This window comes from Methylophaga sp. F7, from assembly GCF_056863975.1.
The window spans coordinates 280138-294167 of record NZ_CM166511.1; the positions used below are offsets into that span (position 1 = coordinate 280138).

The 14030-nt window shown below is 45.3% G+C and carries 8 protein-coding genes and 1 pseudogene; 5 read left to right on the plus strand and 4 right to left on the minus strand.

Annotated elements, in window-relative coordinates:
• The first annotated feature begins 22 nt into the window (after window positions 1-22).
• The 5 genes from AC08OG_RS01460 (at window position 23) to AC08OG_RS01480 (ending at window position 7884) form a co-directional block, all read left to right on the plus strand.
• Window positions 23-2395, plus strand: coding sequence for an EAL domain-containing protein (locus tag AC08OG_RS01460; RefSeq protein ID WP_482929929.1), 2373 nt, complete (start codon window positions 23-25; stop codon window positions 2393-2395).
• Window positions 2396-2513: 118 nt separating this feature from the next.
• Complete coding sequence (locus AC08OG_RS01465) at window positions 2514-6110, plus strand: DUF748 domain-containing protein (protein WP_482929930.1); 3597 nt, start codon at window positions 2514-2516, stop codon at window positions 6108-6110.
• Between the two features lie 78 nt (window positions 6111-6188).
• Complete coding sequence (locus AC08OG_RS01470) at window positions 6189-6821, plus strand: DUF1294 domain-containing protein (RefSeq protein WP_482929931.1); 633 nt, start codon at window positions 6189-6191, stop codon at window positions 6819-6821.
• Between the two features lie 74 nt (window positions 6822-6895).
• Entirely contained in the window at window positions 6896-7348 is a 453-nt protein-coding gene (locus AC08OG_RS01475) for a nucleoside deaminase (RefSeq protein ID WP_482929932.1), read from the plus strand.
• Window positions 7349-7425: 77 nt separating this feature from the next.
• Entirely contained in the window at window positions 7426-7884 is a 459-nt protein-coding gene (locus AC08OG_RS01480; RefSeq protein WP_292403638.1) for an ATPase, read from the plus strand.
• 192 nt (window positions 7885-8076) lie between these two features.
• Here the strand turns inward: AC08OG_RS01480 and AC08OG_RS01485 are convergent, their stop codons facing one another.
• The 4 genes and pseudogenes from AC08OG_RS01485 to AC08OG_RS01500 form a co-directional block, all read right to left on the minus strand.
• Complete coding sequence (locus tag AC08OG_RS01485; RefSeq protein ID WP_482930566.1) at window positions 8077-8955, minus strand: EAL domain-containing protein; 879 nt, start codon at window positions 8953-8955, stop codon at window positions 8077-8079.
• Window positions 8950-9698, minus strand: a pseudogene (locus tag AC08OG_RS01490) (diguanylate cyclase domain-containing protein); the annotation flags it as partial. The gene AC08OG_RS01485 and the pseudogene AC08OG_RS01490, both read right to left, overlap by 6 nt.
• Window positions 9611-11500, minus strand: coding sequence for an ammonium transporter (gene amt, locus AC08OG_RS01495; RefSeq protein WP_482929933.1), 1890 nt, complete (start codon window positions 11498-11500; stop codon window positions 9611-9613). The gene amt and the pseudogene AC08OG_RS01490, both read right to left, overlap by 88 nt.
• Window positions 11501-11741: 241 nt before the next feature.
• The gene (locus AC08OG_RS01500) at window positions 11742-13916 is read right to left on the minus strand and encodes a glutamine synthetase III family protein (RefSeq protein ID WP_292354428.1); all 2175 of its coding nucleotides are present in this window, start codon (window positions 13914-13916) and stop codon (window positions 11742-11744) included.
• Window positions 13917-14030: the final 114 nt, after the last annotated feature.

Below are 14030 nucleotides of genomic sequence, written 5' to 3' on the forward strand. Positions count from 1 at the left end.
TGTATAAAATGGTCATCATCTGATGCTTCGTTCATTACTGGTCGATTCTTCCAAAAAACTCATCCTGTGGATGTTGTTTATGCTGGTCATCCTGTTTATTGCCGGGATGTGGATTTTATCGTCACTGAATCTGAATTATTCGGAAGATACCATTGGCGAAGTTCGCCAGAAGCAGATTGAAGAGACTTTTTTCAGTAATCTGAACAAAATTGTCCAAACCCAAAGTGCATTGGAACGTGACACCAATGGCTTAGCGCGTATCGGCAGCCTGTTTGCAGATTTATTTGCTTCAGAAAGTAACTCTCAGGTGTTAAATGCCGAGTTAGGCATGATGTTACAGGACAAGCTGAAAGACTTTGAAGGCACATTAGCGGTCGGGATCTGGTTTGATCCAGAATACGTCAGCCTGAAAGGACAGCCGTTATCACGCTATGTATTTCGGGATAAAACGAACAGCATCCAAGTGTTAACTGAATCAAGTTCCCGACTCTTAAACATTGAGCAACAACAATGGTTCGATTTGGCAGGTATTGCTGTTACAGACAAAACGAAACTTAAAGGCAATGAAATCCGTTGGACGCCAGCTTATTACAATGAAATCACGGACAGTGCCGTGTTGACGCTGATAAAACCTATTTTGAACAGCCAGCAGCAAGTGGTTGGGTATGCATCAACAGACTGGGAAGCGAAACAGATAATTGATCTCGTCAGTCAGGTCAGCATCACGCCAAATACCTTTGCCCTGCTAATCGATAAAAATAAACGCAAATTATCCAGCTTGAGCAGATTAAATAATGAACGTTATGCCCAGAAGATCATTGACTCGGTAATGAGCCAGGATTTTATTAAACTGGCATCCAACAACGCTATTTCTCAGCTTAAATCCCAACAGCAAAAAGCCCTGCTGCAAACGCATCAGTTTGCTGTTGAAGATATTGAATATGTGCTTTATGCCGCGACCACACCGGCTCAGATGCTATTTGCAGTGGGCGTGCCCAAGAATGAAATTGATGCTGTTATTGCCCCGATGCGGGTGATTAATCAACGGATCCTGATTGCAACCAGTATTGTCATTTTGCTGCTATCGGCTTATCTGGTCTATCGTATTGCTTTGCTGATGCAGGAGTTGCAAGCCTCCTATACCGATCAGCTGACGGGTTTACCTAACCGGGCAAGGTTATTACTGGATTTGCAGCAACATCAAAACTGCACCTTAATTCTGGTGAATATCGATCGGTTTCGAGAATTAAACAGTATCTTTGGAAATGATTGTGGTGATGCGGTTTTGCAAAGCCTAACCACTAACATTGGGGCATTTTGTCAGGATTATAATCACGCTGACAGCGCCAAACTGTATCGCTTATCAGGTGATGAATTTGTGCTGTTGGGTTTTGATTGGTCCAAGGAGTTTCTGACCGGATTCCTGAGGCAGTTAAGTGACTTTCTGCAAGAGCAGCAACTGCAATGGCAGGATCAGGATATCAGCATAACGGCAACCCTTGGTGCAGCAGGTCAGCATGATGCCGACCCTGACAAAGACAGCTCACCGGATATATTGATCAGTTACGCCACAGCCGCATTAAAAATTGCTCGTGATAAGTCACGGCATTATGCGATCTATGACAGTAAGCAAGATGTAGAGCGTATTTACGAACAAAACCTGTTCTGGGCCAGACAACTAAAACAAGCATTACAGCAAAACCGGATTGTTCCGTGGTTCCAACCCATAATGGATAATCAAAGTGGTGAGATAACCAAATATGAATGCCTGATCAGAATGATTGATCCAGATGGGCAGGTTATCAGTCCCGGTGTATTTTTGCCGGTGGCCAGTAATTTACGTCTGGATAGCATGCTGACACGGGTGATGGTGGAAAAATCGTTCCAGAAATTTGCCGAACTGGATTACGAATTTTCTATTAATCTTTCCTATCGTGATTTACTGGATACCGAATTAACCCAGTTTATTTTTGACCAGCTCAAAACCTATCAGGTTGGAAAAAGGTTAATTTTCGAAATCCTTGAATCCGATGGTATTGATAATTACAACGAAGTCCGTCGGTTTATCGATAAAGCCAAAGGCTTTGGCTGTAAAATTGCCATTGATGATTTCGGCACAGGCTACTCGAACTTTGAACATTTGCTGCGTCTCAATGTGGATCTCATCAAAATCGATGGTAGCCTGATAAGAAATCTCAATGATGATCAATCAGCCATTATTGTTACCCGTGGTGTAGTGCAATTTGCCCGTAGTCTCGGCATTAAAACCGTTGCGGAATTTGTTCACTGCGAAGCCGTACAGAAACAAGTCCAGGCACTCGATATTGATTTTTCCCAAGGTGCCTATTTCAGCATGCCTAAGGCAGAACTGGTTGAAACACCAAAGATGATGTAATAACGCTTATTCTGAATGGCAGCTTGAATACAACAATCAAATTTAGCCTATTGATTACGCTCAGTCGCAATATTTAGGTACACTGACTTATCTCTGCCTTTGAGATAAGCCATCAGTCATGAAATCTGTCAAAAACACCTTTCTGAAATATCGAAGTTTGCTGATCTGGGTTGTCAGTATTCTGCTGTTATATACCTTGATAGGATTTTTACTGGTTCCGTGGCTGGCAGAGCGCCAGTTGGTGAAGACAATGCAACAGAGACTGGGCGTTGAGGCCAGTGTCGAAAACATATATTTCAATCCCTATACATTTGAAGCGACAGTCGACAATCTGCAATTAACCACGGAGCAGGATGAGCCGCTGGCAGCATCAGAAAAGCTTTACCTCAATCTGCAACCTTTGCACCTGGCGAGACTGACTTTACGACTGGAAGAAATCAACCTGGCCGATACAACACTGCATTTCCGACGTTATTCGACAACGGCTAATACGCTGACAAGACTGGCAGACAGCTGGGCAGCTTCAGCTAAAGAGGAAGCGGCTGAAGACGAAGCCAATCAATCCAGCGAACAGGACGAATCTTTATTTAGCTTGGAAATAGCTGAGGTTAACTATACCAATGGTGAGATTCATTATCGGGATGAAGTACCCAAGGAGCCTTTTGAAACGGTATTGCGTCCGATCAATATTCATCTGCAAGATTTTTCCACGGAGGCCAGTCAAAACGCCAGTTTAGATTTGGCGGTCGGGCTGGAAAATGACGCAAAATTGTCCGCAGACGGAAAGCTAAGCATGTCTCCGTTACAGTTATCGGGTCAGATAACGCTGGATAATTTCAGTTTACAGTCGCCCTATCGTTATTTTAAGGCACAGTTGCCATTTGAATTGAACCAGGGGCGGCTGGATTTACAATTATCCTACGATATCGATTTTGCCGATGAAGCGGCAGATATTGATCTCAGTGCGATTGATATAGGCTTGACCGGTTTTAGTATTCTTCAGCCGGGCATGACCAAAGCGTTATTGCAAGACGGGAAACTGGAGATAAAAAACGCCAGTTATGCTTTTCCAGAAAATCAGCTCATATTGGATAACGTTTCGCTGACTGACTTTAAACTGGCTTTGACCCGAAACCAGCAGGGTGATCTCAACTGGCTGCAGTTAATAGCTGCCCTGCCCGGAAAAGATTCTGAGGCAGTGGTGGAAGATACTGATGAACAAACCGATAAACAAAACACGTCACCGTTTACCTTGGAAATTGGTGCGTTAAGTTTTACCGAAGGTGAGATTCATTATCGTGATGAAAATCCGCAGGAGCCTTTTGAAACGGTATTACGTCCGGTCAATATTCAGCTACAAGATTTTTCCACTGAGGCCAGTCAAACCGCCAATATAGATTTAGATATCGAACTGGAAAAGGACGCAAAATTTTCCGCAGATGGAAAGTTAAGCATGTCACCGTTACAGGTAGCAGGCCAGGTAACACTGAACAATTTCAGTTTGCAGACGCCATATCGTTATTTTAACGGTCAGCTGCCTGTTGAACTGAATAGCGGCCGAGTTGAACTGCAAACGTCTTACGACATCAATTTGGCCGGTGATACTAAAAAAATAGATCTCAGTGAGATAGATATCGAAATAGCCGAGTTAGATATTCACCAGCCCGGTGAGAGTGAAGCGTTAGTAAAAGGCGGTAAGCTGACCATTAGTAATGGGCTTTATGTTTATCCAGAAAATCAGCTCACTATAAAATCGGTTTCACTGGATGATTTCAATCTGGCTGCAACCCTAAACGAGCAGGGTGAAATCGACTGGTTACAAGTATTGGAAAAAATGCCTGATCCAGCCACTGATGAACCCGATACGCAAGCATCACCACTCCAGCTCGATATCGCCAATCTGGCCATCAATAATACCAAGCTGACGTTAATGGATGAGCAACTGAAAACGCCCTTTACTCTTACAATGATGCTGTCTGGCAGCATGCAGAATTTCACTCTGGCAGAGGGTAATCAGATTCCTTTTACTACCGATATCAGTTTGCAAACAGGAGGTGATATTGGGATTGAGGGTGAAATTCAATTGTTTCCAGAACTGGCCGTTCAGGCAGAGGCTACTATAGATAATTTAGCCTTAAAGCCGGTGCAACCTTATCTCAGCAAGTATGCACATGTTGGTATTGTAAAAGGTGAAGTCAGCTCCACCGCCCAGATTACCTCTAATCAACAAAAGCCGTTTAGCCTCCAGGCTAATCTAACGGTTGAAGATGTGCAGCTCGATAATCAGAAAAACAATGAAAAACTGTTCAGCTTTGACCAGCTGGACATTAATACAATTGATTTTTCATTAGCGAAACAACGCCTGGCTATCTCAGAAGTGATCGTTGATGAACTATATGCCCGCATATTTATCAACGAAGATGGCGAAACCAATCTAAGAGGACTACTCAAGGAGCAACCAAACGACAAAGCTGAGACAGAGAATAAAGATCAAGACAGTCTCTTCAATGGCTATGAGTTGGCAATTGGTCAAGCGATTATTAATAACGCGAGTTCGCGTTTTACCGATGCCAGTTTGCCGATAGTTTTTGATACACATATGCAGGCACTCAATGGCGAAATAAGCGGTTTTTCTACGCTTTCTGAACAACCCGTAGAGCTGACATTGGAAGGTAAGGTTGATGAATTTGGTCTGGTGGAAATAGATGGTGAGATAAAACCGTTAGCCCTTCGCGAATTTGCCACGGTAAAACTGTCGTTCAGTAATATAGATTTGCCTGCTATGAGCCCCTATACAATCAAATTTGCAGGTAGACGTATCGACGAAGGACGTGGCGACGTAGAGCTGACGTATAAGGTTGTTGAGGGTGAACTTTCTGCAACGAATAATATTGTGTTGCATGATATCAAGCTTGGGGAGCGGGTTGAGGCGCCCGATGCGCTAGATTTGCCACTTGATTTGGCAGTATCGTTACTCAAAAATAAGGAAGGGGTGATTGATCTGACGATTCCAGTAAGCGGAAGTGTCAATGATCCCGAATTTGATATGAGCGCGGTAATTACTCAAGCAATTAACCAGGCGATAACCAATATTGTGACTGCACCTTTCAAATTTCTTGGAGGTTTATTCGGCAGTGATAACGAGGAACCGATAGACAATATTCGTTTCCGGCCCGGTGAGAGTGACCTGGCTCCACCGGAACAGGAAAAATTACAGAAGCTCGCAGGAGCATTAGCCGATCGTCCGCAACTGGCGATAAACATCCCCCCAACCTTTGCGATGGAAGCCGATCGTCAACAGCTAAAACAAGCTGCCGTTGAGCAACGTATTGAATCGCGTCTAGATCAAACTGATCCAGAAACACAATTGGCAGAACGTCGACAAACAGTCTTGGAAACACTTTATCGTGAGGCGGGGTTAAGTCCAATATTGAGGACACTGCAACAGGAATTCACTGTAAAGACCGAAACTCAGGAAACAGCTGCACTAGATGTGCTGGCTTACAATGCTGATCTGAAACAGCGATTAATTGAAGCCGAGTCGATATCCGCCACGCAGTTGCAACAATTAGCTGAACAACGTCAGCAAACCGTTATCGAGTACATTCAACAAAACGCGGAAGTGAACAGCGACCAATTAAAACGCAGTGAAACGGTGGCCACCAGATTGGAAGATGGATGGGTAAAGCTGAAATTTGAACTGGTAACACTCTAAATAATTTTTGAGCTAGCAATATCGACGTTATGCCAGAGGCACCATACTAACTGGTAGATATAAAACGCGAGGGAAAGCATGAAGCTGCAAGGGAAAATTTCAAATTGGAATGATGATCGAGGCTTTGGTTTTGTCGTGCCAAATGGTGGTGGAGAGCGTGCTTTTGTCCATATCAAGGCCTTTAACCCACCATCCCGAAGACCCGCGAATGGTGAAGTCATTATCTATGAAATAGCTCGCGATAATAATAATCGTTATAAGGCTGAAAATATTCAATTTGCTCGTGACATTTCCAAGCCCAAAAAACGAGATAAAGTAAAAAGCCAAAGAGGCTTCGGTGGTATCTTTACGATTGTCTTTTTCATTGGACTGTTGGTCTCAGTCTTTAGTGGAAAGTTGCCTTTAGTTATTGTCGGTGTATATCTAATCATGAGCCTAATCGCGTTTATCGCTTACGCGATGGATAAATCCGCGGCTCAAAATGGCCAATGGAGAATACAAGAAAGTACCTTGCACTTACTTTCTCTAATAGGTGGTTGGCCAGGAGCCTATATTGCCCAAAAGAAATTACGCCATAAATCGATTAAGAAAGCATTTATAAATGTTTATTGGGTAACGGTTTTGTTGAACTTAGGTGGTTTGTTTTGGCTTCATACAGAGAAAGGAGCAAACTTCATCAATAATGTGGTTTTTCGATTATTCAATGGCTAACTTGCAAATCAAGGTGGCCGACTCCTTAGATCTACAACCTTTTGATCTACACAACCTGAAGAAGGAACACAGGCATGACAACCATTGACTATAAGGCATTGCTGGAAGTGGCGATCAATGAAGCGCGTCAAGGATTAGCCGAGGGTGGTATTCCTATCGGTGCTGCAGTTTTCAATAAAAATGGCAAGCTACTCGGTGCAGGCCACAATCGCCGAATTCAGGAAAATGATCCTTCTGTTCATGCCGAGACCGATGCCTTTCGTAAGGCCGGAAGACAAAAGTCCTATCGCGACAAAATCATGGTCACAACACTTGCACCCTGTTGGTATTGCAGCGGGCTGGCACGGCAATTCAACTTCGGCACAGTGGTTGTTGGCGAATCCGTAAATTTCGACGGCGGGCTAGATTGGCTTCGCGAAACTGGCGTAGAGGTCATCGATCTTAACTCGCAGGAATGCATCCAAATGCTCGGCGATTTCATTGCCCAAAACCCAGAAATCTGGAATGAAGATATCGGTGAAGATTAGGGGCTGTGTCTTTGATCTTCAATTGATCCCTCAAACTATTCCAATAACAGCGGCAAACAAAAATACTGGAAATTATTATGAAAGTTGAAACGTTAAGAGATGTTCTTCATTGGACAAGCGAGTTTCATCAACACCTCACAGAATGTTTGAAACGTGGTGCCGATAAAACTGAAAATACGCGAGCACAAATGCTTCTTAACTATTTGTCAGAGCATGAAGAAAAGCTCGGACATGCTGTGCACCAATTCGAAGTCACAGGGAATGAACATGCGTTAAATACCTGGTGCTATGAGTACTTTGATAAAAATCCCATCGTGCAACATCATCATTGTGATGCACCATTTTCTGAACTATCAACCACCGACATTATGCAAGTAATCATTCATCAACATCAGCAAATCATTGACCTTTATCGTTACCTGCATGATTGTGCGGATATATCCTCGGCAAAAGAGTTGATGGAAGATCTCAGATCTTTTGAAGAGCATGAAATTATGGTGATGTCACAGTCAGCTAATCGATTAGAAGATATTTGAGATTGAAACCTTGGAGATAAGGTCGATTGAAAGTTCTCTAAATACAATCGTTTCTGATACCTTTGATACGACATCTGGAACGAAAATATCGGCGAGGAATAGAGTTATTTCTTTCAATCAGCTTGATAAAGTATAAAACTAAATTATTTGGCTAACCCTTTAATCCGGACGCGGATCCCAAATATCCATCATCTAACGCGGCATTACCCGGACGCTCATGAGTGATTCCAATGGCTCTGGTCGTGACAGATAAAAGCCCTGAACATAATCCACTCCAATTTGACGCAGGATATTCAGTGTTGCGGCGTCTTCAACAAACTCGGCAATGGTCTTTAAACCCATAATATGGCCGATGTTGTTAATCGACGCCACCATGGCTTGGTCAATCCGGTTGTTGGCTAGCTCTTGAATGAAAATACCGTCAATTTTCAGGTAGTCGACCGGTAATTGTTTGAGATAGCCGAATGAAGACAGACCACTACCAAAATCATCCAGAGCAAATTGGCAGCCTAAGCCTTTCAGTTCGGTAATGAAGCGAGCAGCATTGGCTGGATCAGCGATGGCGGCGGTTTCGGTGATTTCAAAGCAAATATTATTCGCGGGTACTTTACGTTTAGTCAGTTGTTCCTGAATTAACTGCAAGCAGTCTTCACGACCAATGGAGGCACCGGATAGATTAATCGAGCAAAAAACCGGCTGCTGGTTCTGGCGAAGTTGATCGCCCATCCAGGCCAGTGTGTTGCGAATCACCCATTGGTCGATTTTTGGCATTAATCCAAAGCGTTCGGCCGCTGGAATAAAGGCGCCTGGTGGAATGATTTCACCCTCTGGTCCGATCATTCGAGCCAGAATTTCATAATGCGGCATGATGTTATCGCTGTTTTCCAGCGGAACAATCGTCTGAAAATAGAGCCGGAAAAGGTCTTTATCGAGTGCTTCTTGTAACCGACTGGCCCACTGTATTTGACCCTGGCGCTCCTGGGCCTGAATATCATCCGGTTGAAACAGGTGAACGCGGTTACGCCCGCGATCTTTGGCTGCATAACAAGCGGCATCGGCATGGCTTAACACCTCATCCAGGCTGCCACTGGCCTCGGTAATACTGACCAAACCGATACTGACGCCTACAGAAAATACCTGACCTTCCCAGGAAAAACGAAAAGCAGTGACGGTTTTACGCAGTGTCTCGGCAATGTCCAGGCCTTTTTCAATTGGACAATGACTGAGCAGCACTCCGAATTCATCACCCCCAGCCGTGCCAGAGTATCGCTCTGACGTAATACCGGTTTAAGAAGATTTGAGAGTTGCTTCAACAGTACATCACCGGCTCTGTGTCCACAGGTATCATTGACCAATTTGAACTGGTCTAAATCGAGATAGCAGAGCAGGTGCTCCGCTTTATCATGGTGGGCTTCATTGATCAGCGATTCCAAACGCTTTTCAAATTCACGTCGATTGATGAGGCCTGTTAAGGTGTCGTGCACCGCCTGAAAGCTCAGCATCTTTTGCAAACGACTGTTTTGGGTAATGTCCTGTAAAGCAACCACCCAGCCTATATTTTGTCGGTTGGTATCGAGCAAGGGCGCACAGTTCAGTTGCACTTCAAATTCATCACCTTGCTTGTTTTTCAGCAGAAACAGACGTTTTTGGCTGGTGTTAGGCGTTTTAACTGAGTACTGCTGACACAATGTCGTGATGTTAATTGGGGTCGCTTCACTGTCTTCAATCAGAATAATCTCGTCAATCGGCTTGCCGAATGCCTCTTCAGATGTCTGTCCCAGTAGTTCACTGGCCATCGGATTAAGATAGACGATGTTATACGCTGCATCACAGGTAACAACTGCTTCCGTGATGGCTTCAAGTGTGACTTGTGCCAGCTCAGAGTGGCGGTGCAGACGAGCCTCCATCTTTTTCTTTCGCTGATATCCCTCAGCATGGCGCTGTATTGCACGCCCTCCTCGGTTGGACTGGCGGTGGTGGTGACTTCCAGGGTAAAGGGGTTGCCCTGACTGTGTCTGGCGATGATTTCATAAGGCCCCGGTTGTTGACTACTGGCCAGGGTGACAAATAAACGTTCCGGGCTTGTGCCCGAAAAAGTTTGTTGGTTTTGTTCATGGAGTAAAACATCAGTTGGCTGCCCCACCAACTGGTGAGCAGGAAGGCCGAACATAATTTCCACGCCTGGATTGGCGCTGGTCACAATCCCCTGGCTGGAGAAGGTGATCACTCCGTCACGCATATCTCGCACAATCAAGCGGGTGCGTGTCACCATGCGGTTCAGGTTAGCAATCACCCGATTGTATTGGGAGGCAATCTGTCCAACTTCGGTAAAAGGCTCAACTGGCACTCGCTGCTTTAAATCACCACTACGCTCTTGCGTTTGCATGGCTGAAAGCAGATCCGTCAGTTCGGTTTTCGCGCCATGTTCTGACACATTCAGCCCCTGCTGCTCGGCTTCGATGCTGACGCGCAAAGGTATGAAACGGTTCAGTAGAAAGAGAAATGTGATTGTCAGCGGGAAAATAAACAGGGCACAAGCAAATATACCAAGCAATTGCACCTGCAATTGGTCAAAGCGGCTTAAGCCAGTATCAAGCAGTTGCAAATCACCAAAAAGTGCAACGGCCAGCGTGCCCCAGATTCCGGCGACTAAGTGTACTGGCACCGCCGAAATAGCATCATCCAGCTGCATTCGGTGCATTTGTTTTTCAGCCAGAAACATCACCAGCGCGCCAAGGCTTCCAATCACCGCCGCTTGTGGCGTTGAAACTACATGACAACCTGCGGTAATAGCGACTAGTCCGGCCAGGGTGCCATTAATGGTGAGCGAGGTGGTCTGGCTATTATCCTGTTGTGTTTTTGAAAGCAGTATCGCCGTGATTCCACCAGCAGCGGCTGCAATGATGGTGTTGACGATGATGCCGGCAATAGCCGTGGTAAAAGCCAGTGTACTGCCACCGTTAAAGCCAATCCAACCGATCATGAAGAACAGCATGCCAAGAATCGCCAACGGCAGGTTGCTGCCTGGGATGTTTTGTACTTTGCCTCGAATGAAACGTCCGGTACGTGGGCCGATAACAATCACGGCGGCCAGTGCTACCCAGCCACCCACACTGTGTACTACGGTGCTGCCGGCAAAATCGGTGAAGCCCATGGCTTCCAACCAACCAGGAGATTCATTTACGGCGCTGCTCCAGACCCAATGACCAAAGACCGGGTAAAGTAGCAAACTGATCAAGGCCGTAATGATGATATACACCACAAAACGACTGCGTTCGGCGATAGCACCAGAGACAATCGTGGCGGCTGTGGCACAAAAGGTTAATTGGAAAAAGAAAAAACTGGCGTGCCAGAATTCATCTCTGGAAAAATCGGCAATAAACCAGTGGGTATCGAGTTTCAGACCTTCATGAGCCCCAAACATGATGCCAAAACCAAACAGCCAGAAGAGCATGGCGGTAACGATCAAATCAAAGGCGTTTTTAAGCGCTACGTTAATCGCATTTTTACTTCGGGTAAGACCAGACTCCAGACACAGGAATCCACCCTGCATAATCAGCACCAGCATTGCTGCAATTAAAATCCACAAAGCATCCAGCGCACTCATATCAGGCATTATCAGTCTCCGAAGATAAAGTCAGCACTCTATCGGTGCGAGAGCCTGGCAGTTATTGACACAATAGCGCCAGCCCTCGCCATATCGAGCGTTGTGACTTCTCAAGGAGCAGAAATTGTGCCATTTCAGCTAACATTGATTGCATTGGAAAGGAAAACGATTTAAAAGAGGGATCATTACAAACAAAAGGGCCAGAGAAAATTCTCTGGCCCTTTTTGTTGCCTGTAAAGTAGATGTTAGTTTATTTGATAAACAGCATCTCACGGTATTTCGGCAGTGGCCATAAATCATCGGCTACTTCCGTTTCCAACGCATCAACATGGGCACGGACTTTATCCATCAGGGTATGGATATCATTCGCGCAGTAGTTCATATGTGCTTCGATTGAGTCAAAGTCATGTTTGGTTATGGCTTTGGACAGTTCAGCTACCGCAGCGATCATGGCATTGGTTTCGTTGGCGATTGAGCTGGCAATCGAGTTGTCCATTTCAATGCCCAGATCAGACATACCTGAACAGGTCATCGATAATTCGCCCAGATATTGCGTCGCTGCTGGGTAAATCATGGTTTTGGCCATTTCGATAACCAGTTTGGCTTCGACTTCAATCGATAAAATGTACTGCTCGGCATAGACTTCAAAGCGGCTTTCCAGCTCGACCGGTGAAAACACATTGGTCCGCTTGAACAGCTCGCGGATTGACTCATCACGCAGGTATGGAAGCGCATCAGCTGAGGTCGGCAGGTTTTTCAAACCACGTTCCTCAACCGCCATTCTATGCCATTCAGCAGAATAGCCATCGCCACCGAAAACTACGTTGCCATTCTCTTCCATCAATGTTTTCAATACGGCTAAAACGGCAGTGGTTCGTGATTCCGTTTTCGCCAGTTCGGTTTCCAGTTTTTCAGCAATCCAATCTAACGAGTCTGCCAGAATGGTGTTCATCGCCACTAATGGGCCGGATACCGATTGTGAAGAACCGACAGCACGGAATTCAAAACGGTTACCGGTGAAGGCAAACGGAGAAGTACGGTTACGGTCACCTGGATCACGTTCGAATTTAAGGATTTGAGACAGACCCAGATCCATTTCGCCGCCTTGTTTCGATGAGGCGATATTGCCGTCTTTAATATCCTGGAAGACTTTTTCCAGCTGGTCACCCAGATAGACAGACAGGATTGCTGGTGGCGCTTCATTGGCACCCAAACGGTGGTCATTGGAAGCAGAGGCGATAACTGCACGCATTAGCGGGCCGTATTTATTTACGCCACGAATAACTGCGCCACAGAACAACAGGAAGTTGAGGTTATCGTGTGGAGTACTGCCTGGATCCAGCAAGTTGCCTTGTGTGGCATTACCGACAGACCAGTTGACGTGTTTGCCTGAACCATTCACACCCGCGAACGGTTTTTCATGTAACAGGCACATAAAACCATGTTTTTTTGCCGTGCTTTTCATCAGTGTCATCATCAACTGCTGATGGTCGGCAGCGATATTGGCAGATTCATAATACGGTGCGATTTCGAACTGGCCAGGAGCCACTTCGTTGTGATGAGTTTTGGCAGGAATGCCCAGACGATACAACTGGTCTTCAAAATCCTGCATAAAGATTTGCACACGCTCAGGAATCGCACCGAAGTAATGATCATCAAATTGCTGACCTTTGGCAGGCGAGGCACCAAATAGAGTACGACCGGCTAACAATAAGTCTGGACGGGCATTAGCAAAATTAATATCAATCAGGAAGTATTCCTGTTCAGCGCCACAGCTTGAGCTCAGTGGGGCAATTTCTTCTTCACCCATTAATGACAGCACTTTGCGAGCGGCTTTATCCATCGCTGCATTGGAGCGCAGTAGTGGGATTTTCTTATCCAGCGCTTCGCCGGTCCAGGACATAAACACGCTTGGAATCATCAGCGTTGAACCATTTTCGGTATGCATGATGAACGCAGGGCTGGTTGGATCCCAGGCAGTATAACCACGTGCAGCATTGGTCATACGCAAGCTGCCGTTAGGGAATGATGAACCGTCCGGCTCACCTTTAATCAATAAACTTCCTGAAAATTCGGTAATAGCATTACCTTCAGAGTTGGTCACAATAAAACCGTCATGTTTTTCTGCGGTAATATTGGTCATTGGATAGAAAAGATGTGAAAAGAACTTAACGCCTTTGGATAACGCCCAGCTCTTCATCGCTGCTGCCACAACATCCGCCACCGCCGGTGCAAGTGGTGCGCCGGTTTGTACTGTTTGTTTAACCGCTTTGAATGCCGATTTATTCAAAGCCTGTTCCATGGTTTCCAGGTTGAATACATCCGTTGCCCAAATCTTATCTAAGGATTCAGGTGTTTTGACTGCGATTTTTTCGCGGTTGGTGATTTGTGAAATGGCTGTCAGGCGCGTTTCGTTTCCACTCATTTAATTATCCTTTTTGCGATGTTTGTTTAATTCGTGTTGTAGTTATTCGACATGGTAGTAAGAAGCTTAACCCTGTAAAAATTGATCATGAGTAGAACGGCGAAACAGAACACG